Source organism: uncultured Neglectibacter sp., from assembly GCA_937958185.1.
GTDB lineage: Bacteria > Bacillota > Clostridia > Oscillospirales > Acutalibacteraceae > Acutalibacter.
Window position 1 is genome coordinate 1 of sequence record CALFFN010000003.1, and the last position, 26,907, is coordinate 26,907.

General features: G+C 51.9%; 25 protein-coding genes. All 25 read left to right on the forward strand.

Features of this window, described 5'->3' with window-relative positions; genetic code table 11:
• The first annotated feature begins 582 nt into the window (after positions 1-582).
• Complete coding sequence (locus AB8996_RS00150; protein WP_369297000.1) at positions 583-1,401, forward strand: phosphate ABC transporter substrate-binding protein; 819 nt, start codon at positions 583-585, stop codon at positions 1,399-1,401.
• Positions 1,402-1,461: 60 nt separating this feature from the next.
• Complete coding sequence (gene pstC / locus AB8996_RS00155; RefSeq protein ID WP_369296943.1) at positions 1,462-2,328, forward strand: phosphate ABC transporter permease subunit PstC; 867 nt, start codon at positions 1,462-1,464, stop codon at positions 2,326-2,328.
• 1 nt (position 2,329) lies between these two features.
• Entirely contained in the window at positions 2,330-3,190 is an 861-nt protein-coding gene (pstA, locus tag AB8996_RS00160) for a phosphate ABC transporter permease PstA (protein WP_369296944.1), read from the forward strand.
• A complete protein-coding gene (gene pstB / locus AB8996_RS00165) occupies positions 3,187-3,942 on the forward strand; it encodes a phosphate ABC transporter ATP-binding protein PstB (protein ID WP_369296945.1) in 756 nt (251 codons plus the stop codon). Before pstA ends, pstB begins: the two co-directional genes overlap by 4 nt.
• Positions 3,943-4,584 (forward strand): phosphate signaling complex protein PhoU, encoded by a 642-nt coding sequence (gene phoU, locus AB8996_RS00170; protein ID WP_369296946.1) that lies wholly within the window; start codon positions 3,943-3,945, stop codon positions 4,582-4,584.
• A gap of 117 nt (positions 4,585-4,701) precedes the next feature.
• Positions 4,702-5,376 (forward strand): winged helix-turn-helix domain-containing protein, encoded by a 675-nt coding sequence (locus tag AB8996_RS00175; RefSeq protein WP_369296947.1) that lies wholly within the window; start codon positions 4,702-4,704, stop codon positions 5,374-5,376.
• Positions 5,377-5,444: 68 nt separating this feature from the next.
• Complete coding sequence (locus tag AB8996_RS00180) at positions 5,445-7,031, forward strand: ATP-binding protein (RefSeq protein WP_369296948.1); 1,587 nt, start codon at positions 5,445-5,447, stop codon at positions 7,029-7,031.
• A 551-nt stretch (positions 7,032-7,582) separates the two neighbouring features.
• Complete coding sequence (locus AB8996_RS00185; RefSeq protein ID WP_369296949.1) at positions 7,583-8,143, forward strand: sporulation protein YunB; 561 nt, start codon at positions 7,583-7,585, stop codon at positions 8,141-8,143.
• Positions 8,144-8,162: 19 nt separating this feature from the next.
• A complete protein-coding gene (gene ligA, locus AB8996_RS00190) occupies positions 8,163-10,154 on the forward strand; it encodes an NAD-dependent DNA ligase LigA (RefSeq protein WP_369296950.1) in 1,992 nt (663 codons plus the stop codon).
• Between the two features lie 16 nt (positions 10,155-10,170).
• Positions 10,171-11,406: a galactokinase gene (locus AB8996_RS00195; RefSeq protein ID WP_369296951.1), complete on the forward strand. Its 1,236-nt coding sequence runs from the start codon at positions 10,171-10,173 to the stop codon at positions 11,404-11,406.
• A gap of 155 nt (positions 11,407-11,561) precedes the next feature.
• A complete protein-coding gene (gene miaB / locus AB8996_RS00200; protein WP_369296952.1) occupies positions 11,562-12,959 on the forward strand; it encodes a tRNA (N6-isopentenyl adenosine(37)-C2)-methylthiotransferase MiaB in 1,398 nt (465 codons plus the stop codon).
• 137 nt (positions 12,960-13,096) lie between these two features.
• Positions 13,097-13,501, forward strand: coding sequence for a YlbF family regulator (locus AB8996_RS00205; protein ID WP_369296953.1), 405 nt, complete (start codon positions 13,097-13,099; stop codon positions 13,499-13,501).
• 45 nt (positions 13,502-13,546) lie between these two features.
• Complete coding sequence (gene mutS / locus AB8996_RS00210) at positions 13,547-16,165, forward strand: DNA mismatch repair protein MutS (RefSeq protein WP_369296954.1); 2,619 nt, start codon at positions 13,547-13,549, stop codon at positions 16,163-16,165.
• 13 nt (positions 16,166-16,178) lie between these two features.
• Positions 16,179-16,940, forward strand: coding sequence for a class I SAM-dependent methyltransferase (locus AB8996_RS00215; RefSeq protein WP_369296955.1), 762 nt, complete (start codon positions 16,179-16,181; stop codon positions 16,938-16,940).
• Position 16,941: 1 nt separating this feature from the next.
• Positions 16,942-17,583, forward strand: a complete 642-nt coding sequence (locus AB8996_RS00220) for a hypothetical protein (protein ID WP_369296956.1) — start codon at positions 16,942-16,944, stop codon at positions 17,581-17,583.
• A gap of 26 nt (positions 17,584-17,609) precedes the next feature.
• On the forward strand, positions 17,610-19,505 hold the full coding sequence (gene mutL, locus AB8996_RS00225; RefSeq protein ID WP_369296957.1) for a DNA mismatch repair endonuclease MutL: 1,896 nt from the start codon (positions 17,610-17,612) through the stop codon (positions 19,503-19,505).
• Between the two features lie 9 nt (positions 19,506-19,514).
• The gene (miaA, locus tag AB8996_RS00230) at positions 19,515-20,492 is read left to right on the forward strand and encodes a tRNA (adenosine(37)-N6)-dimethylallyltransferase MiaA (RefSeq protein WP_369296958.1); all 978 of its coding nucleotides are present in this window, start codon (positions 19,515-19,517) and stop codon (positions 20,490-20,492) included.
• Entirely contained in the window at positions 20,482-21,789 is a 1,308-nt protein-coding gene (locus AB8996_RS00235; RefSeq protein WP_369296959.1) for an HlyD family efflux transporter periplasmic adaptor subunit, read from the forward strand. Before miaA ends, AB8996_RS00235 begins: the two co-directional genes overlap by 11 nt.
• Positions 21,767-22,492, forward strand: coding sequence for a YggS family pyridoxal phosphate-dependent enzyme (locus AB8996_RS00240; protein ID WP_369296960.1), 726 nt, complete (start codon positions 21,767-21,769; stop codon positions 22,490-22,492). The genes AB8996_RS00235 and AB8996_RS00240 overlap by 23 nt, the downstream gene beginning before the upstream one ends.
• Positions 22,493-22,540: 48 nt before the next feature.
• A complete protein-coding gene (locus AB8996_RS00245; RefSeq protein ID WP_369296961.1) occupies positions 22,541-22,975 on the forward strand; it encodes a cell division protein SepF in 435 nt (144 codons plus the stop codon).
• 3 nt (positions 22,976-22,978) lie between these two features.
• Positions 22,979-23,725 carry a YlmH/Sll1252 family protein gene (locus AB8996_RS00250; protein ID WP_369296962.1) on the forward strand — a complete coding sequence of 249 codons (747 nt, stop codon included), beginning with the start codon at positions 22,979-22,981 and terminating at the stop codon, positions 23,723-23,725.
• Positions 23,726-23,740: 15 nt separating this feature from the next.
• Positions 23,741-24,781, forward strand: a complete 1,041-nt coding sequence (locus AB8996_RS00255) for a DivIVA domain-containing protein (protein WP_369296963.1) — start codon at positions 23,741-23,743, stop codon at positions 24,779-24,781.
• A gap of 77 nt (positions 24,782-24,858) precedes the next feature.
• Positions 24,859-25,386, forward strand: coding sequence for a signal peptidase II (lspA, locus tag AB8996_RS00260; protein ID WP_369296964.1), 528 nt, complete (start codon positions 24,859-24,861; stop codon positions 25,384-25,386).
• Positions 25,383-26,306: an RluA family pseudouridine synthase gene (locus tag AB8996_RS00265; RefSeq protein ID WP_369296965.1), complete on the forward strand. Its 924-nt coding sequence runs from the start codon at positions 25,383-25,385 to the stop codon at positions 26,304-26,306. Before lspA ends, AB8996_RS00265 begins: the two co-directional genes overlap by 4 nt.
• Before the next feature lie 26 nt (positions 26,307-26,332).
• Positions 26,333-26,794 carry a ComEA family DNA-binding protein gene (locus AB8996_RS00270; RefSeq protein ID WP_369296966.1) on the forward strand — a complete coding sequence of 154 codons (462 nt, stop codon included), beginning with the start codon at positions 26,333-26,335 and terminating at the stop codon, positions 26,792-26,794.
• Positions 26,795-26,907: the final 113 nt, after the last annotated feature.

The following is a 26,907-nucleotide window of genomic DNA, read 5'->3' on the forward strand; positions in this document are numbered from 1 at the left end:
GACAGGCGAGAAGAGCGCGTCCCGGTGGGACGCTGGTGCGAACTGACCGAGCCGACAGGCGAGAAGAGCGCGTCCCGATGACGCATAAGCTGCGAGCTGTTCTCAGCTGTCGCTTCGGTCGTTGCTAAACGCATGCCACCGGCATTCAGCAGACCGAGCCGACAGGCGAGAAAAAGCGTGTGCCGGCGGCACATTTTTAGGGCAGAGCAGCAAGACGGGCACCATTGCAAAGCAATGGTCGGCGAGCTATCGGGAGCGAAGCGCCCGTTCAAATCCCTCCTTCTCCACTAAGAAAAAAGGAATCTCTTTTGAGATTCCTTTTTTCTTTCTCCAAATTGTAAAGTGAAGCAGGTTCCTGTTTGCGCCGAGACCTCTTGCCGCCTTTTGCAAAAGAGAGACGTCTTTTCAGTAAAAATGGGATTTCGACCTGGCGAATCGCTGTGCCGAACCGTAGAGAAGCCGTATAAACTTTATCTGGAATTGATTTTACACGGATTTTACAGGTATATGATAACAAATTTGACATTTGGACGGTATCATGAAGTCGTAATCGAAAAGATTATCAAAAAACCAAAGGAGATTTTGAGTATGAGGACAAAAAAATTTGTTGTGTTGGCGCTTGCTGCAGTTTGTGCTATATCCGTGTTTGCCGGGTGCGGAAAACAGGAAACGGGTACGGTCTCAACGGATGGTTCAACCTCTATGGAAAAGGTAATCGGATCATTAAAAGAAACCTTTGAAGCGAACAACAAGGAAATCACCGTTACATACAACCCCACCGGTTCCGGCACAGGTATCACGGCGGTAGAGGAAGGGCGCTGCGATATCGGTCTTTCCAGCCGTGACCTGAAAGATGAGGAAAAAGCAAAAGGGCTGGAAGGGACGGTCATCGCCTATGACGGCATTGCGATCATTGTCAATCCCGAAAACACGGTAAATGATCTTACGATTGAAGATATTGCAAAAATTTATACCGGCGAAATCAAAAACTGGAAAGAAGTCGGCGGAAATGACGCTGAAATCGTGCTGATTGGCAGAGAAGCGGGAAGCGGTACCCGTGATGGGTTTGAATCTATTACGGAAACTTCGGAAAAGTGCCAGTACCGTCAAGAATTGACATCTACCGGCGATGTGATAACAACGGTCGCAGGGAATCCGGCAGCGATCGGGTACGCCTCTCTTGCGTCCGTAAAAGACAGTGTAAAGGTGTTGAAAGTGGGAGGGATAAAGCCCGATGAAGCGACGATCAAGGACGGCAGCTATCAGGTGCAGCGAAATTTCGTACTGGTTACAAAGAAAGACAGGGAGTTGTCCGGCGCGGCGCAAAAGTTTTTTGACTACATCACTTCCAGTGAAGCTTCGGAGGTAATCAAACAGGCGGGAGCCGTACCTGCAAAATAAGTGGAATAAGCGTCGGCGGAAAAAGGCCGCCGCTTTTCACATTTTGAAAGGAATGCAGTGATGAAGAAAAAGAGATTGTTTGAAAACATTGTACATGGCGTATTCCTTGTGCTGGGGCTTGTTACAGTGGGATTCGTTCTGTTGATCACAGTATACCTGATCCTGTCCGGGATCCCTGCGATCCGTGAGATCGGGATACTGGACTTCCTTCTCGGAAAGGAATGGGCGTCAACCGCTGCAAAACCGTCCTATGGGATTCTGCCGTTTATTCTGACCAGCGTTTACGGAACGGCAGGCGCAATACTCCTGGGCGTACCGATCGGTTTTTTGACCGCTTTGTACCTGGCAAAACTGGCGCCGAAGAAAATAAAATCGGTGATGGGGTCTGCGGTCAGCCTTCTTGCGGGAATCCCATCGGTCGTATATGGACTTGTGGGAATGATTGTGCTTGTCCCTGTGGTGCGGAAGCTGTTCCATCTGCCGGACGGAGCAAGCCTTTTTGCGGCTATTATCGTTCTTGCCGTTATGATTTTGCCATCTATTATCAAGGTGTCAATAACCGCTTTGGAAGCCGTTCCCAAAGAATATGAGGACGCGTCTTTAGCGCTTGGCGCAACACCCGTTGAAACCTATTTCCACGTTTCTGTCCCCGCAGCGAGGAGCGGCATTGCAGCGGCAGTTGTGCTGGGCGTTGGGCGCGCCATCGGTGAAGCAATGGCGGTAATGATGGTAGCCGGAAATGTAGCCAATATGCCCTCCCTGTTTGGAAGTGTACGCTTTCTCACAACAGCGATCGCTTCCGAAATGTCCTATTCTGCCGGACTACAGCGTCAAGCGCTGTTTTCCATTGCTCTCGTGCTGTTTCTCTTTATTATGCTGATAAACGCTGTGCTGAATTTCTTTTTGAAGCGGGATAAGGAGAGTTGAGATGAATCACAAAATATCAAACAGCAGAAAATGTTATATTCTCACAATGAAGCTCCTGATGTGGATATCCCTGGGGATTACGGCTGCGCTGGTGCTGTTTTTGGTCGGGTATATCCTTGTAAAAGGGACACCCTACATTACCTGGGAACTGCTTTCTACAGAGCCGAGCTATCTTTCTGAGCAAATCGGTATTCTGCCTGATATTCTGAATACGCTTTATATCATTATCGCTACGTTGCTGTTTGTCATTCCTCTTGGAGTAGGAGCGGCAATTTATCTGACAGAGTACGCAAAAAATGAAAAAGTCGTTTCGGCAATAGAATATGCGGCGGAAACTCTCTCAGGTATCCCTTCGATCATTTACGGACTTATCGGCATGCTGTTTTTCTGTCAGTTCCTGAACTTGAAAATCTCTCTTTTGGCAGGCGCGCTGACGCTGGTCATTATGAATCTTCCTACTGTCATGCGTACCACACAGGAGAGCTTAAAAACCGTACCGCAAAGCTATCGGGAGGGCGCTTTCGGGCTGGGTGTCGGAAAATGGCGGGTAATTCGCACTGTGGTGCTTCCGGGCTGTGTGGACGGTGTAATTACAGGGTGCATTCTCTCTGTCGGAAGGATCCTTGGAGAATCAGCGGCGCTGCTCTTCACAGCTGGATTTGCCCATGCACTGAATGGGTTTTTCGACGGGCTGAGCAGCTCTGGCTGTACATTGACAGTTGCACTGTATGTTTATGCGAAGGAACAGGGAGAATTTGAAGTTGCCTTTGCCATTGCCGCCATTTTAATGGTTATGACGCTGGTCATCAATTTTACCGCAACGCTTGTCAGCCGGTATTTCAGGAAAAGGAGAAGTTTATGAAGCCTATCATAACAGTAAAAGACCTGTGCTTGTGGTATGGGAAAAATCAGGCGCTGAAAAAAATCAATATGGAGATTCCCGAAAAAGGCATCACTGCGCTGATTGGTCCGTCAGGGTGCGGGAAATCTACTTTCCTGAAAACATTGAACCGAATGAACGATATGATCCCCGATGTAAAAATTGCGGGGGAGGTGGTGTATAGGGGTGAAAATATCTACGATCCATCTGTCGATGTAAGTGAGCTGCGGAAAAATATCGGCATGGTGTTTCAGAAGCCAAATCCTTTTCCCATGAGTATTTACGACAATATTGCCTATGGACCTCGCACACATGGAATCAGAAGTAAGGCAAAGCTTGATGATATTATAGAGCGTTCGCTTCGGGACGCGGCTATCTGGGGGGAAGTAAAGGACCGGCTCAAAAAGAACGCTCTGGGGCTTTCCGGCGGTCAGCAGCAGCGCCTTTGCATTGCCCGTGCCCTTGCAGTTGAGCCGCAGGTCCTTTTGATGGACGAGCCAACTTCTGCGCTGGATCCGATTTCAACTTCACACATTGAAGAGCTGGCAATGAAGCTCAAAGAGAAATATACCATTGTCATCGTTACACATAACATGCAGCAGGCCGTCCGTATCTCGGATAATACCGCATTCTTCCTGCTGGGGGGCTTGGTCGAATTTTCCGAGACAGAAACCATGTTTTCACAGCCGAAGAACAAACGCACGGAGGACTATATTACAGGGAGGTTCGGATAAATGCGGTCAAAATTTGATGAGCAGCTTGAGTTCCTTCATAAAGAACTGATAGGAATGGGAGCGCTCTGCGAAAATGCCATTGCCATGGCGGCAAAAGCGTTGGCGGAAGGAAATACCAGAATTGCACGTGAGGTTCCCGAATTGTCCGCTGAGATAGACAAAAAGGAACGGGATATCGAGACCATGTGCATGAAGCTGCTTTTACAGCAACAGCCTGTGGCAAAGGATCTTCGTGTGATCTCTTCCGCGCTGAAAATGGTTACGGATATGGAACGCATTGGAGACAATTCCGGAGATATTGCAGAAATCGTAACGATGGCGAATATAACGGCGTCAGACAATACAGCGCACATTCAGGATATGGCAAGAGCCACGATTAGAATGGTGACTGACAGCATTGACGCTTTTGTGAAGAAGGATATCGACCTGGCAAATGCGGTGATCGTTTACGATGATGTGGTGGACGGCTTTTTTGACGAGATCAAAACCGATTTAATAGAAAAACTCGGCGATCCCAAAGCAAACGGAGAAAAGGTTCTCGATCTTCTGATGATCGCCAAATATTTTGAGCGTATGGCAGATCATGCGGCGGAAATCGCGAAATGGGTGCTTTTCTCCATTACTGGTAAAAAAGAAGGATAAAAGATAGTGCCGGACCTTTGTAACCCGTATCTGCATGGCATTGAAAGCCTGGTTGAAAAAGGAGCAAGATGATGATACGATATGACATAGGCGTTTATATGTAAAAGGAGAAAAATAATGATTTTCTGCGTAGAAGATGACAGCGGGATTCGTGACCTGATGATATATACCCTGAATTCTGCCGGTTTTGAGGCAATGGGGCTCGAAGATGGGGGCGCTTTCTTTTCCGCTTTGGAAAAGAAAAAGCCGGAACTGATCCTGTTGGATATCATGCTTCCGGGAGAAGATGGAATTTCGATACTGAAAAAGCTGCGCGGCAATGCTGCAACGTCAAAGATTCCGGTAATTATGGCGACAGCCAGGGGGACGGAATATGACAAGGTGATCGGACTTGACCTTGGAGCGGACGATTATCTTGCAAAACCTTTCGGAATGATGGAAATGGTATCCCGTGTAAAGGCAGTGCTTCGCCGGACCGTTCAGAATGAGCCGGGATCGGTTTTGCGCATGGGCAATTTAGAACTGAACGGGAGCAGTCACACTGTTTTTTCAGACGGAAAACGTGTGGAACTTACTTTGAAAGAATATGAAATGCTTCGGTTATTCATGAACTATCCTGGCAGGGTTTTTAGCCGCGATCAGCTTCTGAATGAGATATGGGAAGCCGAATATGCCGGCGAGACCCGGACCGTCGATGTGCATATCGGCACGCTCCGAACCAAGCTTGGAGATTGCGGAGAATATATTGAGACCGTACGGGGAGTGGGCTACCGAATGGAGGCAAAGCTATGACAAAACGGATTTTCCGCACCATTTTTGCGATTGCAGTCGGTGTGTTTTTGGCATCTGCGCTTCTTTTTATGACGGTGCTTTATGACTATTTTTCTGCTGTTGGTCAAACCCAGCTGCACGCGCAAATCGATTTTGCCGCCCAGGGCGTCTCCAAAGAAGGCATTGGGTATTTTGATGGTCTGGAGCCGCAAAACTGCCGCATTACATGGATTGGAACGGACGGCAGCGTTCTCTATGACAGTATTTCCGATGTGGATAATATGGAAAACCATTTTGAACGAGAGGAAGTAAAAGAGGCGCTTGCCGAAGGTTACGGCGAAAGCTCCCGATATTCTTCTACCTTGACCGAGCGCTATCTTTACAGTGCCAAGCGGCTGCCGGACGGGACGGTTATCCGGCTGTCCATCACACAGAATTCTTTGGTGATCCTGACGCTGGGCATGCTTCAGCCGATCTGTATTATCTTTGTGGCCGCAGTTGTGCTGTCAGCGTTTTTGGCTTCCAGATTATCCAAAAAAATCGTAGAGCCGCTGAACGGGCTGGATCTGGACAAGCCGCTCAATAACGACGGATACGATGAACTCTCCCCACTGCTGCGCCGCATTGACACGCAGCAGCAGCAAATCAAGCGGCAAAAGGAAGAATTGAAACGAAAACAAAGCGAGTTTGAAGCAGTAACAGGCGGAATGGCGGAAGGAATTATCCTGCTGAATCGGAAGGGCACTGTTTTGAGTATCAACCCTGCGGCGTCGAAGCTTTTCGACACGGATTCTTTTGCCGTGGGAAATAGTATTTTATCGGTAAACCGCAGTTTAGCGCTGACGGAGCTTCTTCACAAAGCAGAGGACGGGAAACACGCGGAATCGATCATGGGCTTCGGAAATGGAAAATACCAGGTGGCTGCAAGCCCGGTAATGTCAAATAATGAAGTCATCGGTACTGTGGTGTTGCTTTTAGATGTAACAGAAAAGGAAAAAGCTGAGCAAATGCGAAGGGAATTTACCGCGAATGTTTCCCATGAGCTGAAATCGCCGCTCCATACCATCTCCGGCTGTGCGGAGCTTTTGGCAAATGGTATGGTGAAGCAGGAGGATATCACCGATTTTTCAAAGCGGATCTATACGGAAGCCGGACGCATGATACGCCTTGTGGAGGATATTATCAAGCTGTCGCATTTGGACGAAGGCGCAGACGATATGAGTCGGGAACAAGCAGATCTGTTCCTGCTCGCCGATCATGTGGTAACAGCGCTGCTGCCGGAAGCAGAAAAGGCCGGGGTCAAAATAGGGCTCAGCGGAGAAAGCGCTGTTCTCTGCGGTATCCCGCAGATGCTGGACAGCATAGTTTATAACCTGTGTGATAATGCGATCAAGTACAATAGAAAGGGGGGCTCTGTGTCCGTGACAGTAAAAAATGAAGATGGATTTGCTGTTCTTTCAGTTGTCGATACAGGAATCGGCATTCCAAAGGAGCATCAGGAACGGATTTTTGAACGGTTCTATCGGGTGGATAAAAGCCATTCCAAAGAAATTGGCGGCACGGGGCTGGGACTTTCTATTGTGAAACACGCGGCGAGGCTGCACAACGCGGAGATAGATCTGCAAAGCGTTGTAAACAGCGGCACTGCCGTTACCGTGAAGTTCCCTGAAAAGTAGTAAAAACGGTGGAAAAGAACCTGGATCAGACAGGCGCTTTTCCGCCGTTTGTGTTTACTGGGATTTCAGGCAGCAGTATGGACTTTTTGTTCTGCGGCATTCTATGGTGATCCTATGTAGTTATTCGGCAAAATCTGTTGTTCTGAAAACAGAAAAAAACCTATTCGTATGTCCTTCCAGCTTTTATAACGGCACCTGTGAAAATGGTTTTGACATATGACGGTCCTGGAAATGAGATCAGTAAAATATATATTTATATATTGCTTGGATCGATCGAGAAACAGAACGGTCCGGCTTTTTTGTAAAGCCGGGTCGGTTTTCCAGTGATAAATGCCGCAGCAGGTTGACATGGAGTTGTTTCCACCATATAATAATCCTAAGAAAAATACTATGATTTTCATTGCCGTTTCGCACCAAAACAGCCCTTGCCGTGTACTATAAAGCAGTGGGGTGGTTTTGTGCGATACATACGGAAACGTCATTTTCCCGCCAGATACCGAACCTCCGGCGGAAAGAGCAAAAAGCGCAGGGTGCTTGCGCTCATTGCCGCATTGGCGCTGCTGATTTGGGAAACCCTATCAGAAGCAGGGCTTTCCTCCATTTCGCAGGAACTGACCGAAACGGCAGCCCGAGGGTACCTGCTTTCCAGCATTACTCAAGCCGTGGAGGAGGAGCTGCACGACAGGGAAAGCACCTTTGTGTCCGTCAACCGCACGGATAACGGAGAGATTTCAGCCGTCAGTGCCGATACGACCGCGCTAAACGATTTGAAATCCGGCGTGCTGTCCCGGTTGTCCGAAGCCTTGAATGGAAAAGTGAACGCCTATGTTCCCATCGGAAGCCTGACGAGTATCGGCATTTTGAACGGTCGGGGACCGAAAGTGCCCGTCAAGCTGAAGCTGCAGGGCGCCGCCGACGTGTCGTTTCACACGGAGTTTTCCTCGGCGGGCATCAACCAGAGCTGCCATCGGATCACCATGACCGTGACGGGCAGGGTCTATTCCCAGTCAAACCGCTTTGCCGCGCAGGTGGTGGACGAAACGGAAACCGTGCTGGCGGAGACGGTAGTGGTGGGAGAGGTGCCGAAGGTGGCCCATTTAGACGTAAATTAGGAAGAAGCGGAGAAAGAATATGGAAAAGAAAGAAGCCGTTGCAGAGCTGGAACAGCTGCGGGAGCAGATCCGTTACCACAGCCAAAAATACTATACGGAGGACGACCCGGAAATCAGCGATTACGAGTACGATATGCTGTACCGCAGGCTGGAAAACCTGGAAGCGGAATTTCCAGAGCTCGTTACGCCGGATTCCCCTACCCAGCGGGTGGGCGGCACGGGGTATAACACCTTTGCTCCCGTGGTGCATGAAGTCCCGCTGGAAAGCCTCCACGATTCCTTTTCAGAGGAGGAGCTGCGGGAATTTGACCGCCGGGTGCGTGGGGAAATTTCCAACCCGGAATATGTGGTGGAGCCGAAATTTGACGGGCTTTCCGTGGCGCTGGAATACCGAGACGGCGTGTTTGTCCGCGGCTCGACCCGAGGGGACGGCGTTACAGGGGAAGACGTGACGGAAAATATCCGCACTATCCGCACGGTGCCGAAAAAGCTTTCCGTTCCCGTTCCTTTTCTGGAGGTCCGGGGCGAGGTCTATATGTCCGATAAAAGCTTTGAGCGCCTGTGCGAGCGGCAGGAGCTTCTGGAGGAAAAGCCCTTTAAGAATCCCAGAAACGCTGCCGCCGGCTCTTTGCGGCAGAAAGACCCGAAAGTGACCGCCGGTCGTGAGCTGGATATTTTTGTGTTCAACGTCCAGCAGGTCAGGGGAGAAGAGCTCACCTGTCATGACCAGTCCCTGAATTACCTAAAGGAGCTGGGCTTTACCGTGCCGCCGTTGTTCCACAAATCAGGCGACATTGAGCGGGTGATCGGTTTTATCCGGGAAATCGGGGAAAAACGGGGAGAATTCGATTTTCCCATCGACGGCGCTGTGGTCAAGGTCAACGATTTTTCCCAGAGAGACGAATTGGGCAGCACGGCAAAATTCCCCCGCTGGGCGGAAGCGTTCAAATATCCCCCGGAGGAAAAGGAAACCACGCTGCTGGATATTGAAGTCAATGTGGGCAGGACAGGCGTTTTGACCCCTACCGGGCGGTTTGAGCCTGTTACCCTGGCAGGAACCACGGTCAGCCGGGCGACGCTGCACAATCAGGATTTTATCACAGAAAAGGATATCCGCATCGGCTCCCGCGTAGTCCTGCGCAAGGCGGGAGAGATCATTCCCGAGGTGGTGTCGGTGGTGTCCAACCCGCCGGGCTCCGTGCCGTTTACCCTGCCGGAAACCTGCCCCTCCTGCGGCGCTGCCGTGTTCCGCCCGGAGGGCGAGGCTGCCACCCGCTGCGGAAATCCCCAGTGCCCCGCCCAGCTTCTGCGGCACTTGATCCATTTTGCGTCCCGGGACGCCATGGATATTGACGGTTTAGGTCCCGCTGTGCTGGAACAGCTGCTTCAGGCAGGGCTGGTCTCCTCGCCTGCCGACCTGTATTTGCTCAAAGCGGAAGAGCTGGCAAAATTGGAGCGGCTTGGGCAGAAAAGCGCGGAAAATCTTGTCGCTGCTCTGGAAAAATCCAAAGGGAACGACCTGTACCGCCTGATTTTTGCCCTGGGCATTCCTCATATTGGGGTAAAAGCGGCGCAGCTTTTGTGCAGCACATTTCCCAGCATGGAGAAAATTTGCGGGGCAAGCGAGGAGGAGATCGCGCAGATCGACGGCTTCGGCGGCATCATGGCGCAGGAGGTCGTGGAATTTTTCTCCTACGATTCTGCGAAAACGCTGGTTTCCCGGCTGGCAGAGCTGGGCGTCAATATGACAGCGGCACAGCAGGAGCGCGGCACTGCCTTTGCAGGTCTGACTTTTGTCCTCACAGGCACGCTGCCCACCATGAGCCGGAAGGAAGCTACCGAACTGATAGAAAAGCAGGGCGGGAAGGTCAGCTCCTCTGTTTCCAAAAAGACCAGCTATGTGTTGGCAGGCGAGGAAGCGGGCAGCAAATTGGAAAAAGCAACTGCTCTGGGCATTTCGGTCTTGACAGAGGAAGAACTTGTGGCTATGCTGGACGAAGAAAGTCATTGAGGAAAGGAAAGCGCATATGAAGACGACTTATCAGGAATTGTACGGGAAAGAAGCGGCAGGGCAGAAAGCCCGGTATGAAAGCATTCAGAAAGGCTTTGCGGAAGTGTTCGGCTCGGCGGACGGGGGAGAATGGTTCAGCGCTCCCGGGCGCATGGAGATCGGCGGCAACCACACCGACCACAACCATGGGCGAGTGCTGACCGCAGCCGTGAACCTGGATATCGTAGGCTTGGTCAAAAAGACGGATAACGGCGTCATTCGGCTGAAATCCGCAGAGTACGATAAAATAGACGAGGTGAGCGTTTCCGATTTGGAAAAGCGCCCGGAAGTCAGCGGGTCCCAGTCCTTAATCCGCGGGATCTGCGCCAAATGCAGGAAATTGGGCTATCAGGTGGGCGGATTTGACTGCTACACCATGACCCGGGTCATGAAAGGCTCCGGGCTGTCCAGCTCCGCTGCTTTTGAAGTGCTGGTGGTCACCATTCTCAGCCATTTGTATAACGAGGACTCCATCGACCCCGTCACGGCGGCGATCGTGTCCCAGTACGCGGAAAATGTTTATTTTGAAAAGCCTTCAGGCTTATTGGACCAGATGGCAAGCTCCGTCGCTGGGTTCACTTCCATTGATTTCCGGGACCCCTTAAATCCTGTCATCGAAAAAATAGATTTTGATTTCGATTCCTGCGGCTACGCGGTATGCGTGGTAGATACCGGCGGGAACCATGCCAACCTGACCGGGGAGTACGCCGCGATTCCGGCGGAAATGAAGCAGGTAGCGCAGTTCTTTGGCAAGGAATTTCTGCGGGACGTGGACGAAACAGAATTTTACGACAAGCTGGGCGAAGTGCGGAAGGTCACCGGTGACCGCGCCGTGCTGCGCGCCATGCATTTCTTTGATGACGACAGGCTTGCGGCGGAGGAAGCCGCCGCCTTAAAGCGGGGCGATTTTGACAGCTTCCGCAAGATGATCCGCGCATCCGGGCTGTCCTCTCTGCAGCGGCTGCAAAATGTGTTTGCCACCGTTTCTCCGGCGGAGCAGGGGATCACGCTGGCGCTTTCTCTGACGGAAAAGATTTTGGGCAGGGACGGCGCTTTCCGGGTGCACGGCGGCGGCTTTGCCGGCACTATCGAAGCCTTTGTCCCGCAGGGGCAGCTGGAGGAATACCGCGCCAAAATAGAAAAAGTATTCGGCGAGGGAAGCTGCCACGTGCTTTCCGTGCGGCAGGCGGGTGGCACAAAGGTGGTTTTGTAAGCATTCCGTTACATAATGCTTTGAAGCTCGGCAGGGCAAGAGAGCCTTGCCGGGTTTCTTTCTGTAAAAACGTGGGAATCTCAGCGTCTTCCCTTGCAGTTTTTCCGAAAGTATGCTATCATAAAATGAATATTGGATTTTGAGGAGTGTGCCTTTTGGAAAACAGTTTTTCTCAGTCGCTGCCTTTTTCCGAGGACGTGGCGGAGATCATAAAAGCAAGAGCCAGGGGCGCTGTCCCAATGGCATATATCCGCACCTACGGTTGTCAGCAAAATGTGGCGGACGGTGAAAAAATCAAAGGGATTCTGGCGGAAATGGGCTTTTCCTTTACGGAAGCGCCGGAAGATGCCGATTTTATCCTGTTTAATACCTGCGCTGTGCGTGAGCACGCCGAGGATAGAGTGTTCGGCAACATAGGAGCGTTGAAAAACGTGAAGCGCCGCCGCCCCTCCGTGCTGATCGCCGTTTGCGGCTGCATGACCGAACAGGAGCACGTGGCGGAACGTCTGAAAAAAAGCTTTCCCTTTGTAGACATCGTTTTCGGCACCAATGCCGTTCACCGGCTGCCGGAAATGATGTATACCGCGCTTACCGATTCCAAGCGTGTTTTCCTGCGGGGAGAACAGGAATCCGGCGTAGTGGAGGGGTTGCCCGTTCGGCGGGACAAGACCTCACACGCGTGGGTCACGGTAATGACCGGCTGCGACAATTTCTGTTCTTATTGCATTGTGCCCTATGTGCGGGGCAGGGAAAAGAGCCGGAAGCCGGAAAATATTATCGAAGAGTTTCGCGGCTTGGTAGAAGCCGGATACAAGGAGATCACCCTGCTGGGGCAAAATGTGAATTCCTACGGGAAGGGGCTTGACGAGCCTGTCAATTTCGCCCAGCTTCTGAAAAGGCTGGATTCCATTGAGGGAGATTACCGCATTCGTTTTATGACCTCCCACCCGAAGGACGCTTCCCCGGAGCTTTTTGACGTAATGGCGGAAAGCCGCCATATTCCGCATTTTATCCATCTGCCGTTCCAATCCGGCAACGACCGGGTGCTGCGGGAGATGAACCGCAGATATGACCGGGAAAAATATCTTTCTCTCATTCGGTATGCCCGGAAAGTTATGCCGGACGTGAGCTTTACCTCCGATGTGATCGTAGGCTTTCCCGGCGAGACCTATGAGGAATTTCAGGATACGCTGTCGCTGATCGAGGAAGTGGAATTTACCAATCTCTTTACTTTCATCTATTCTCCCAGGGTAGGTACGAAAGCGGCTTCTATGCCGGACCCCGTTTCCCACGAGGAAAAGACAAAATGGTTTGCCGAGCTGCTCCGTGTGCAGGAGCAGATTGCCGCCCGCCGGGGACAGTCTATGATCGGAACGACAGAGCGTGTTTTGATAGAGGGCAGAGAAGAAAAGTCCGGGCTGCTTTCCGGGCGGACCGCCGGCAGCCTGGTGGTTCTGTTTCCGGGGGAGGACAGCCGGATAGGGACATTTGAGACTGTGGAGATCACCGAAGCCAGAGGGCTGCAGTTAAAGGGGCTTCCCGTGCAGGAATAAGCTGCTTCGGACTGAAGACGTCTATCTGGGGTATACTTACTCTGGTTTAGATAAAATGTACGGCTATGCGGGATACAGGACCTGTATTTACTACGCCATGGCAAAAAACTTTTTTATAACATTTTGGGAGGAAAAACATGGATATTATTGAAATGACAAGAGAGTTAGGGAAAAAACTGCAGGCAGAGGAAAGCTATATCGCCATGCGGAGCGCGCAGCAGATATGCGATGACGACGAGAGCCTGCAGCAGTTGATCGGCGAATTTAATCTCAAGCATATGGCGATCAACAATGAAGCTCAGAAAGATGACAGGAACGAAGATACCCTGAAGCGCCTGAACGAAGAATTTCGCGGCATATATGCCCAGATCATGGCAAACGAGAACATGAGCCGCTACAACAGCGCCAAAACGGAATTTGACGCCACGCTGCAGCGCGTTACCGCTATTATCGGCTTGTGCGCAGATGGGGAAAACCCGGATACCTGCGACTATGAGGCTGCGTGCAGCGGCGATTGCTCTACCTGCGGCGGCTGTCATTAAAGAAGTGCGTTCCGGGAATTTGGGAATGGAAAGGTGGGACAGGCGATGGCGGATTTTTCTCCGATGATGAAACAGTATTTTGAAATGAAAGAAAAGTATCCGAATACGATACTTTTCTTTCGGCTCGGCGATTTTTACGAAATGTTTTTTAACGACGCGAAAACTGTTTCTCAGGAGCTTGAGCTGACCCTGACCGGGCGGGAGTGCGGTCAGGAGGAGCGGGCGCCCATGTGCGGCGTACCGTTTCACAGCGCGGAATCCTACATTGCCCGGCTGGTAGAGAAGGGGTATAAAGTCGCCATCTGCGAGCAGCTGGAGGACCCGAAGCTGGTCAAAGGTCTGGTCAAGCGGGATATCGTCCGCGTGATCACGCCGGGCACCGTGCTGGAAAACAGTATGTTGGACGAGACGAAGAACAACTATATCTGTTCGCTCTGCTATGAAGACGGCGCGGTTGGGCTGAGCTTCGCGGACGTTTCCACAGGCGAGTTGTACGCAGACCAGATAGAAAGCGGCGACATTTCCGCCCTGACCCATCTTTTGATGAACCGCCTTGCCCGGTATATGCCCAGTGAAATACTGATCAACCCGCAGGCGGCGGACCTTTCCGGGTTGCGGGACTTTATCCGTGACAAAATTCACGCCTCCGTGGAATGTATGGATTTCTCCCTGTACGAGGATTTGAACGGAGCACAGGAAACGATTGCCCGCCAGTTTGGAAAAGAGCGGACGGACGCATTGTCCCTGTCGGACAAGCCTCTGACAGTATTTTCTTTGAAAGCGCTGCTGGATTATCTGGGCAAGACCCAGATCAATGGCTTGGAGCGTCTCAATGAGCTGGAGCTGGATATGGAATCCACCGCCATGGGGCTGGACATCACTGCCCGGCGCAATCTGGAGCTGACGGAAACGATGCGCAACAAGGAAAAGCGCGGCTCGCTGCTTTGGGTGCTGGACCACACCAAAACCGCCATGGGAAAGCGGCTTATCAAAGCCTGGCTGGAGCAGCCGCTGCTCAGCCCCGCCAAAATCACCCTCCGCCAGAATGCCGTGGAGGAATTGTACGATAATCCCCAGCTGCTGGACGACCTGACCGGGCAGCTGACGGGAATTTATGATTTAGAGCGCATTATGACCCGCATTGTATACGGCTCCGCCAACGGCAGAGAGCTGCGGTCGCTCTGCTCCGCGGTGGAAAAGCTGCCGGGAATCAAAAACCTTCTCGCAGGCTGCGAAGCGACCTTGCTGCAAACGCTCTATTCGGAAATCGACGGCTTGGAAGACGTGGCGCAGCTGATCGAGACCTCTATCGTGGACGACCCGCCCTTTACCATTCGGGAAGGCGGCATTATCCGGGAGGGGTACTGTCAGGAGCTGGACGACATTCGCCACGATATGAACGGCGGAACGGAACTGGTGGCTGCCGTGGAAGCGCGGGAACGGGAGCGCACCGGGATACCCAAGCTGAGAACAGGCTACAATCGTGTATTCGGCTATTACATAGAGGTGTCAAACAGCTATAAAAATCAGGTCCCGGAAGATTATATCCGCAAACAGACCCTGACAAATGGGGAAAGATATATCACGCAGGAACTAAAAGATCTGGAAAATCGGATTCTAGGCGCTCACGATAAATCCGTATCCCTGGAAAGCAGGCTGTTTGAGGAGATACGCAGGCACATTGCCGAGCAGCTCCCCAGAGTGCAGACCTCCGCAAAGGCTGTGGCTGCTCTGGACGTGCTGGCTTCCTTTGCCACGGTCTCCGTCAAAAATGATTACACCCGCCCGGTCATCAATTTGAGCGGTAAATTATATCTCAAGGACAGCCGACACCCCGTGGTGGAGGCTCTGTTACAGGATCAGCCCTTTGTTCCCAATGATGTGGACATGGACATGAACGACAACCGGGTGGCAATCATCACAGGACCGAATATGGCGGGTAAATCCACCTATATGCGGCAGATCGCCATTATCACCATCATGGCGCAGATCGGCTGTTTTGTGCCGGCTGCCGTGGCAGAGATCGGCATTGTGGACAATATCTTCACCCGCGTGGGCGCTTCAGATGACCTTTCCGCGGGGCAGTCTACCTTTATGATAGAAATGTCAGAAGTGGCGGATATATTGAAGCATGCCACAAAAAACAGCCTTGTGATTTTTGATGAGATCGGCAGGGGCACATCTACCTTTGACGGCATGAGCATCGCCCGCGCCGTGCTGGAATACGTACATGACAAGAAGCTGGTGGGGGCGAAGACATTGTTTGCCACCCATTATCATGAGTTGACCGCCATGGAGGACATTCTGCCCGGCGTGAAAAATTTTAATATTGCCGTAAAAAAGCGGGGAGACGATATCACTTTCCTGCGGCGTATTGTCCGGGGCGGGGCGGACGACAGCTTTGGTATCGAAGTGGCAAAGCTCGCCGGGGTGCCGGAAAAGGTCATCAAGCGGGCAAAGCAGGTGCTGACCGAATTGGAAAGTGAAAATGGGCAAGCCTTGTCCCTTCCCGCGTCGGAGCGCTTTGCCGAGGAGCCGATCCAGCTTACCATGGATTCTACGGACAGTGAGGTGCTGCAAAAGCTTCGCTCACTGGATGTAAACAACTTGACCCCGATAGACTGCATGAATGCACTGTTTGAACTACACAACCTGTTGAAATAGGAGAAAAGTCAAAATGACCGAGAGCTATCAGGATATCAATGCGAGAACGATCGACCAGTGGGTAGAGGAAGGCTGGGAGTGGGGAAAGCCTATCTCTCATGAGGAATATAAAAATGCCTGCGATGGCACATGGGAAATGCTTCTTACTCCTACAAAGCCGGTGCCAAAGGAATGGTTCGGAGAGCTTCGGGGGAAGCGCGTGCTGGGGCTTGCCAGCGGCGGTGGGCAGCAAATGCCGATTTTTGCGGTGCTGGGCGCGGTCTGCACCGTGCTGGATTACTCTCCCAAACAACTGGAAAGCGAACGTCTGGTAGCGCAGCGGGAAGGGTATGATATCCGTATTATCCGTGGGGATATGACGAAGCCCCTGCCTTTTCAGGACGGCGAATTCGATTTGATTTTTCACCCGGTATCCAATTGCTATGTGCAGGAGGTCAAGCCAATTTTCCGGGAATGCTTCCGTGTCCTGAAGCCGGGAGGGGTCTTGCTTTCCGGGCTGGATAACGGGATCAATTTCCTGTTTGATGACGAGGAGAAGCGGGACAGGCTCAATGAGTTTCCCTTTGACCCGCTGAAGAACCGGGAGCAGAGAGAAGCGCTGGAAAAAAGCAACGATGGAATGCAGTTTTCCCATACAATGGAGGAGCAGATCGGCGGGCAGCTGGAAGCGGGCTTCCGCTTGACCCATCTGTATGAGGACACCAACGGCGCGGGAATTTTTCATGAACACCACATTCCATGTTTTCTTGCCACCCGAGCGATAAAGGAGCCATGATATGGTGGAGAAGGAGCTTTCGATACAGCGCGTCAACAGCTATAACGATCCCCGCTTTTCCCCGCGGGTCCTGCGGCAGCACGGCGCATTTCTGGTAAATGATGTGCCATGCGAGGTGGAGATCACCGGGGCGGATACGGCGGTGGTCAGAGGCGTACAAGAACGGGACGCGATTCAGCTGGTAGAGGAATTTCGATTTTATGCGGAGCACATCAGCCACTTTTATGATGACCGGGAAAACCTGCTGGCGGAATATCCGCCTGTTCGGTTGTTTTCCATAAAGCTGTCGGAGATACAGCCTTCCCAGTTTTTTGTAGATGACGAGAAGCTCTCCGCTGTGAAGACATTTCTTTCCGCGCCGGAAGATATCATAATTCCTGTGATCCGCAGGGAAGAACGCTATGTGTCTTTGGATGGTCACACCCGGCTGGCAGCGGCGATAGACGCCGGATTTGATACAGTTTTCGCTTTTCTCAGCGATTCAGGCGACGCCATTTTGGGGTTTGTCGAGGAAGCAAAAAGACGGGGGATTTTATCCCCCTATGATATGCGGCGGGTTCCTCATGAAGAATACGAGGTGGTATGGAACCAGTTCTGCGAGAAATTTTTTGAGGAGAAGCAGAAAGAAAATCAGGAACCGTAAGAGCGGCGAAACGAAAGGAAACCGATATGCCAAAAATTCAGGTTTTGGACAAGCAAATAGCCGAGCTGATCGCCGCGGGCGAGGTAGTGGAACGCCCGTCCTCCGTCATCAAGGAGCTGGTGGAAAATTCCATGGACGCCGGGGCAACGGTGATTACTGTGGAGATCCGCCGGGGCGGTATCACCTTTATGCGCGTTACCGACAATGGCTGCGGCATTTCCCCGGAGGACGTTCCTACGGCTTTCCTGCGCCACGCCACCAGTAAGATCACCCGGCAGGACGATTTGGATTCCATCATGACCCTGGGCTTCCGCGGGGAAGCCTTAGCGTCTATTTCCGCCGTATCCCATGTGGAGCTTTTGACCAAAGCTTCCGGGGCAGAGTCCGGCGTGAGCTATACCTGCGGCGGGGAGGAAGAACCCTGCATGAGGGAAGCCGGTTGCCCTGAGGGCACGACTATCATCATTCGGGATTTGTTCTATAACACCCCTGCCCGCATGAAATTTTTGAAAAAGGATTCCACCGAAGGCAATTCTGTTGCCGGCGTGCTGGACAAGCTGGCGCTTTCCCACCCGGAGATTTCTTTCCGCTTTATTCGGGACGGCAGGGAAACGCTACGCACCCCCGGCGACAATAAGCTTTCTTCCGCCGTTTACGGCGTATATGGCAGGGAATTCTTATCCACGCTGATCCCTGTGGAATACGAATACGAGCACATTCATGTCAGCGGCTTTGTCAGTTCCCCTGCTGGCAGCCGCCCAAACCGTTCCATGCAGAATTTCTTTATCAATGGCAGGTATATCCGCAGCCGCACCGCCATGGCGGCGTTGGAGGAAGCCTGCAAGGGCTCTATTATGGTGGGGAAATTTCCCGCGTGTGTGCTGCATTTGAACCTTTCTTTCGGTGCGGTAGACGTCAATGTCCACCCGGCAAAGCTGGAGGTGCGCTTTGTCAATGAGCGCCCGGTGTTTGACGCTGTGTACCACGCGGTGAAATCCGCGCTGAATGCCGGAGATAAGCCGAAAACCATGGAGCTGAAGTGCCCAGCGGTGCAGCCCTTTGCCCCTGTGCTGGAAAAGCACGAGCAGCAGATTTTATCAGATTCACCCGAACCTGTACCTGTGCCTAAAACGCCGACCGTGCCCATGCAGAAAACGACCGTGTTCCGGGACAGCGCGCCTCAAAAGGATACCTTCCATTCCTTTGTGGACCGTGTTCTGGAAGACGACCAGCCGCCGAAAACAGCGGAACAGCCCGCGCCCATAGAGCAGCCGACCCAAACGGCTGCTTTGGAAAGCTTCCAAAAGCCGGACGCACAGCCGCCGGAGCAGCCAAAGCCGATGGTCAGGGAATTTCATTCCAGGATTCTGGGGGAAGCCTTTGGCACCTATCTCATTGTGGAATACAGCCAGGACGAGCTGATGTTCATTGATAAGCACGCCGCGCACGAACGGCTGTTATATGAGAAATTGAAGGCTTCCAACGGCAGTGGAGAAGCGCAGACATTGATAGAGCCGGTCGCGGTCACGCTGGAGAAAGAAGAGTATTCCGCCGTATTGACACGGAAAGAAGAGCTGTTCCAGGCGGGCTTTGAGGTGGAGGATTTCGGCACAGGTACGGTGCTCGTCCGCTCTGTCCCACTGCTGCTGGACGGCGGAGACGCCGCGGCGGCAATTATGGAGATCGCCGGGTACCTGTCGTCTCTCAAAAAAGACTTTACCACAGAACACATGGACTGGGTGTACCACAACGTGGCCTGCCGCGCCGCTATGAAGGCCGGCGATATCACCCGGAAAGAGGAGCTTATCGCATTGGCGGAGGAGCTGGAACAGAACCCGCAGGTGCGGTACTGCCCTCATGGCAGACCTGTCTATATTCTCTTAAAGCGCCGGGAGATCGAGCGCCAGTTCGGCAGGGCTTAGGAGGCGGCTATGGAGAAAAAAATCCCTGTCGTGGCTGTGACAGGTCCCACCGCCGCCGGAAAGACTGCCTTTGGGATCGGGCTTGCCAAACGTTTTTCCGGGGAGATCGTTTCCTGTGACTCTATGCAGGTCTATCGTGACCTGCCCATCGGTACGGCGCAGCCTACCGCCGAAGAACTGTCGCAGGCGCCCCACCATTTGATTTCTTTTTTAGACTGGAACGTCCCCTTCAGCGTGTCGGACTATGTAGAGCTGGCAGGCAGAACGATACGGGACATTTCTTTCAAAGGGAACCTGCCCATTCTGGTGGGCGGGACCGGGCTGTATGCCCGGTCGCTCCTGCGGGGGTTCTCCTTTGAAGAAAATTGCCGCGATGACGACCTGCGCCAAAATCTGCTGCAAAAAGCGGAAAGCGAGGGGATCGGCGTTCTATATGAAGAACTGCAGCGCCTTGACCCTATAGCAGCGGGGCAGATACACCCCCACAATGTGAAGCGGGTGGTGCGGGCGCTGGAATACTGCAAGCTAACGGGAGAACCGTTCTCCGAGCAGGCAAGGCGTTCCCATATGGCGGAATCACCCTATCGTGCCCTGATGCTTTGCATTTCCTTTCGGGACCGCGAAAAGCTTTATGCCCGCATCGACAGCAGGGTAGATAAAATGCTGGGGCTTGGGCTGCTGGAAGAAGCGGAGAAGTTTTTTCACTATTGCAGGGAAAACGGCGTTCCCGCGACGGCAGCGCAGGCGATAGGCTATAAGGAATTATTCCCTTATTTTGACCATCAGGTCTCTCTGGAAGAAGCCGTGGAAAATATCAAGCGGGAAAGCAGGCGGTATGCCAAACGGCAGATTACCTGGTTCCGCCGGGAGCAGGACGTCATTTTCCTGTATCAGGATGATTTTGAAGCCCCGGAAATGCTGCTGCAGGAAGGCGTCCGGCTGGTAGAAACATTTTTGAAGAAAGGGGACAGCGTAAATGAACAGTAAAAAAATACAGACTCTGGCGGCGGCGCTGCTCACCTTTCTGTTATTGATCTATGTGGGCTATCAGGTGTATCTCTCCAATCATAAAGGCATTGTAACCGAAACCGCCATGTATGGAACGGTTTCCGATACCTTACAGGCGCGTGGCTTTGCCATTCGGGACGAACGGGTCATCACCGACACCTATAACGGCGTTTTGACCTATCGTGTGGCAGACGGTACACGGGTTTCCCAGGGCGGTGTGATCGCCGATATCTTTGCCAGCGAAAACGATGCCGCGGCGCAGGGGAAAATTGACAGGATCGATCGGGAAATTGCCAATTTGCAGGTGCTTTCCAAGCCGGCGGATTTCTTTGCCGCCAACCCGTCCATGATCAGCACGCAGATTTATTCCGCCATTGGGCAGATTTTTTCTGAGACCAGAAATAACAATTTTTCAGAAATCTCTTCTTTGAAAGAAAACCTGCAAACGGTGCTAAACCGCAAACAGCTGATCACCGGGGAAGAAAGCTCAGAGGATTATCTGCTGCGGATACAGCTGCTGGAAGAGGAGAAAGAGCAGCTTTCCCTGGCTGCCGGACAAACTATAAACAGCATTACCGCTCCGGCTGCCGGATATTTTATCAGCAGCACCGACGGCTTTGAAAATGTAGTGGATGTTTCTCACATTCGGGAAATCACGCCAAAAACGGTACGGGACCTGCTGGGCAGGGAAAGGGGGACGGGTCTGGGGTCTTCCGTGGGGAAAATCTGTTCCGACTTCAACTGGTATCTCGTCTGTGTGTTTTCGGAAGAAAACATCTGGCGGTTTGAAGACGTAGAGGAGGTTTCCCTGGATATCCCCCTTGCCAGCACGGAGACCATTCCCGCTACTGTAGTTGCCAAGAACAGGGATTCCGAAACAGGGGATACCGCTGTGGTTTTTGAGTGCTCCTATATGGATTCCGATATCGCTTCCGTCCGAAATGAGACGGTACAGGTCAATGTTCACACGTATTCCGGCGTGCTGGTCAGCGAACGGGCGCTGCGGTTCTCCGACGTGACCTATACGGAATATGACGAGGAAGGGAATCCTGTGGAAAAGGTGGCGGAAAATGTAAAAGGCGTGTATGTGCAGAATGGTCGCCAGCTGGAATTTGTTCAGGTGTTTACCGACAAGACGGTAAACGGCTACGCTATCTGCAAGACGGAACTGAGCGACGAGGAGCAGGAAGCGCTGGTTACGGAAGCGACCATTCAGCTTTACGATAACGTGGTAGTGGAAGGGACTGATCTCTATGACGGAAAGCCTGTACAGTGACCGCTGCGCGGCATTTGATGAAAATTTCCGGGAGATTTCTGAGCAGATCGCGAGGGCTGCGGACAAGTCTGGACGGAAGGCGGAAGACATCACTCTGCTTGCCGCCACAAAAACTGTTCCGCTGGAAGTGATAAACCATGCGATTGAAAACGGGATTTCCTGTATCGGCGAAAACCGTGTGCAGGAGCTTCTGGAAAAATATGACGGACTGCAAAAGGAAGGCTGCGATGTGCAGTTTATCGGTAGGCTGCAAACCAATAAGGTAAAATACCTGCTTCACAAGGTCAGCTGCATTCAATCGGTGGACAGCTTAAAGCTGGCGCGGGAAATTTCCCGGCTCTGTGCGCGGGAACAGACCCATATGGACGTACTGGTAGAGGTAAATATTGGCAGGGAAGAGAGCAAGGGAGGAATTTTGCCTGAGGCGCTGCCGGAATTTATCGACGAAGTCAGAGAATTTCCCGGTTTAACGGTCCGTGGACTGATGACAATTCCGCCGGACTGCAGGAATACACCGAAATTTTTTCAGTATTTTTCTTCCATGAGACAATATTATGTTGACATAGCGGCAAAAAAATTGGATAATGTACCTATGGATTGTCTGTCCATGGGAATGTCTTCTGACTTTTCTGCGGCGATCGAGTGCGGCGCCACTATGGTGCGTATCGGTTCTGCGTTGTTTGGGAAAAGGGAAAAACATTGATAGGGATGGTGAAAGCAAATGTCTAGTTTGCGCGACAAATTTCAGAGAATGATTAAGCCGCCGGACGATGAATACGAGGATTATTATGATGAGGATGACGAGGAAGAAGGGTATGAGGAACCCCGCCGCTCATCTTCCTATGCCTCCTTTGCGTCCCGTATGGACCCACGGGAGAACAAGGTCGTAAATTTCAACGCCAAGTCACAACTGCAAATGGTGGTCTTCAAGCCCACCTCTTTTGGAGAGGAAACCAGAAATATTGCCGATGAGCTGCTCAAGAGACATACAGTGGTGCTGAATCTGGAAAAGACCGATAAAGAGGCTTCCCGCCGTATTGTGGACTTTTTAAGCGGCGTTGCCTATGCCAACAACGGCAAGCTGAAGCCCATTGCCTCCAATATCGTTATCGTTACCCCCTATAATGTAGATTTGATGGGCGACGATGTGTTGGACGAGCTGGAAAGCAGCGGCATTTATTTTTGATTTATGGAAAAAGGGTCTGACGCGCTTCTTTTTGCAAAGTTGAAAAATGGTCTGACACTTTCCCAAAAGCGTCCATATTTTCTGGGCTTTTTGGACGAGACCGAGGCTGCCCTGTGCGGGGAAACTCTGGAACGGACCCGAGATGCCCGCTGGCTGCTTTGGGGCGGTTATGAAGAAGCGGAGCGAAAGATTTTAGGCTTGTTTCCAGATTATCTGGAAGCAAGTACAGAAAGCTTTCCTCTGGCGCCGGTCACCTTTCTGTTCCGAGAAGAGGATACGCTTTCTCACAGAGATTTTTTAGGTTCTTTTATGGCGCTGGGTGTTGAGCGCAGTACCATTGGGGACATCCTGGTGGGACAAGGGCGCTGTGTGGCGTTTCTCCGCAAAGAAATGGAAGCTTATTTTCTTCAGAATTTAAGGAAGATCGGGCGCGTTGGAGTTCGTGCCGTTCCCGGCGCGGAAGAACCGCTGCCGATCGTTCGGGAGTTTGTGGAGCGAGTCGGCGTAATAGCTTCTCCGCGGCTCGACTGCCTTGTGGCGTTTCTCTGCGGAACGAGCAGGGAAAAGGCGGCAGGGCTTATCACAGCCGGTATGGTGATGCAAAATCATAAAGAGATACTTTCCGTTTCCGAACATGTCTGTGAGGGCGATAAAATATCAGTGCGGAAGCATGGAAAGTTTTTGATAGATAGATTGGGTCCACTGACCGCAAAGGGGCGGCTCTCGATCCAGTGCAGGAAATACAAATAAGGGGGATACTTCCGAATGTTGACCGTAAAAGAAATCAATGAGGTAAGCTTTGGAAAGGCGGGCTTTTCCGGCTATAAGCCGGAGGACGTGGATAATTTTATCGACGAGGTCGCCGCTTCTTTCCAGCAGCTGGAAACCGAACGCAACAACGCTTTGAAGCACGCGCAGGAGCTGACTGTGCAAAATTCCGAGCTTTCCGCGAAAAATGCAGAGATTCAGGAAAAGCTGGCGATCCTTGCCAAAAAGGTAGAGTCCTACCGGGAAGACGAGGACGGCATTAAGGACGTGCTCCTCAGCGCTCAAAAGCTGGCAAAGGATTCTGTACGGGAAGCCAAGGATAAGGCGGAGGTCATCTTGCAGGACGCAAGGGACAGCGCCCGTCAGATCACGGAAAACGCCAAGACAGAAGCTGTCAGGGCGGCAAAGGAATATACGATACAGACCGAAGAAAAGAAAGAGGAGCTGGAAGAGATGAAACGCCAGGTTTCCGCTTTCCGCAACTCCCTTTTGGAAATGTATAAGAAGCATTTGGAGGATATCAACCATATCCCGAATTTCCGTCAGAAAGACAGAGAAGACGATGCGCCTGCTTCTCACACGGAGCAGGAACCTGTCGCGGAAGAGCCCAAAGCTGTCGAGCCTGCGTCTGCTCCCGCAGAGCCGGTAGCCGCGCAGCCAAAGACGATGGAAGCGCCGGTTCGCCAGCCGGAGCCTGTCCGTCAGCCCGAGCCGACCCGCCCGGAGCCGGTTCGTCAGCCCATCATGGTGGAAATGGCGGAGGATCGACCTCAGCGCAAGCCCCAGCCGCTCCCTCCCAGAGGAGAGAAAAAACCCATGAGGAAGCCTTCCCTGCACGATAAGGTGGATTATTCCGCCGAACAGCAGTTTCCTGAGGAAGACGAGGATTTTATGGACGATGATCTCTCCGATGTGGGTATTGATCTGAAAACCTATAGCAACATTCCTGAAACACTAAAGCAGGAAAAAGAAAGCCACTTTAGTCATCTTGAATTTGGCGAAGATGTGGATTTAGGTAAGAAAAAGCGTAAGAAGTAAGCTTTCAGGCGCAAATTTCCAGAATTTGCGCCTGTTTTCATAAAGCTCTCAAAATTGGAAAAAAGGAAGGACATCTCTTGGAACAGAAAAAGAAAGCCCATCACAATTTGTATGCCGGAATATGTCTGGCAGTCGCAGCCGTGCTGTTGGCAGCGGACCAGATCCTCAAATATTTTGTGCTGCGGGATTTGAAGCCCGCAGGCTCGGTGACAGTTATTGATGGGCTGTTGGAGCTGGCATATATCGAAAATACCGGGGCAGCCTTTGGGCTGTTCCAAAATATGATGTGGCTCCTGATCCTTATTACCTTGGCGGCTTTTCTCGTGATCGTGGTGCTGCTGTTCCGCTACCGCAGCCATACCTTTTTCAGCTATACCGCGTCGACGCTTTTGATCGCGGGGGGGATCGGCAACCTGCTGGATCGCATTTTTTACGGCTTCGTTGTGGATTACATTCACGTCCTGTTTTTCGATTACATTTTTAATTTTGCCGACTGCTGCGTCACAATGGGAACGGTGCTGTTCATCATACACGTTGTCCTGATTTCCGTCAGGGAGAAACGAACGGAAACGGACGTGCCGGAAGCCCTGGAGAAGCAGGAATGAATGAGGAACTGACCTTTCTTGTGGAAACAGCCGGAGTGCGGCTGGACAAATGGCTTTCAGATTGTATGGAGGATATGACCCGTTCTGCCGTGCAGAATCTGATTGCCGGCGGCATGGTGACCTGTGAGGGAAAGGTGTTGTCAAAAAGCGCCAAGCTGTCTCCCGGAGACAAGGTAGAGGTCGTTTTGCCGGAGGTGCGCCCGCTGGATATTGCGCCGGAACAGATACCGCTTGAAATCGTCTATGAAGATGAAGATTTGCTGGTGGTCAATAAGCCAAAGGGCATGGTAGTGCACCCGGCTCCCGGGAATCCAGATAAAACGCTGGTGAACGCTCTGCTGTATCATTGCGGCGATTCTCTTTCCGGCATTAACGGCGTTGCCCGCCCGGGCATTGTCCACCGTATCGACAAGGATACCAGCGGACTGCTTATTGTGGCAAAAAACGATTTTTCCCATGTGCGTCTGGCTGAACAGATTCAAGCGCATAGCTTTACCAGGGAATACAGCGCCGTGGTGTATGGCAATGTAAAGGAGAACTCCGGCAAAGTGGATAAGCCCATTGGCCGCCACCCGGTAGAACGGAAGAAAATGGCAGTTCTGCTGGATTCTCCTTCCGCCAGGAACGCCGTCACCCATTATGAGGTGGTGGAGCGTTTCGACGGCTTTACCCAGTTGAAGCTCCGGCTGGAAACGGGGAGGACCCACCAGATTCGGGTGCATATGGCGTCCATTGGGCACCCCGTGGCAGGCGACCCGGTATATGGACCGAAAAAAGTGATCTCCTTTCTCCATGGGCAGTGTCTCCATGCCGGATTGATTGGTTTTGTTCACCCCCGCACAGGAGAGTATTTGGAATTTGAAGCGCCGCTGCCCGACTATTTTACAGAGTTCCTGCGCAAATTGCGGAAGCCTTCCTAAATGAAGCAAAAAGGGGATCGCTTGTCATGGGGCATTCAGAAAAAACTTCTCTGGAAAAGGAAGCCAATAAAATCTATGTTCTGCTGGTATTGATTGCCTTTGTTCTGGCAGCTATGGCAATGGTGGGATTTTACTCCGACCAGCCCATGAACATTTATGTGGTGTCCAGTGCTTTGGAGACTGAAAGCCGCGGAGAAACAGCGGCTTCTTCCGCCGTTGAAGCAGCGTCTACTTCCGAGCCTGAAGGGCTTTTGGAATCAGAGACCGGCGGGATACAGGAAATTCTGGTGGAAAAGAGCATAGACCTGAACCATGCCGGCAAAGAGGAGCTGGAAAAGCTGCCCGGTATTGGACCTGTGTTGGCGGAGCGTATCCTAAAATATCGCGGGGAATACGGCGATTTTCAGGAGATTGAAGAAGTGATGGAGGTCAGCGGGATCGGCGAAAAGATTTTCGGAAAGATACAGGATTTTATTTTTGTGGAGTGAACCCGGGATCAAAACCAGTAAAATGTTATTTTCAAAAAATACAGACTTTGCGACGGCTAAAATGCGGCGGCAATAAGAAAAAGCCCTTCAGGCGTAATTTCCTGAAGGGCTCT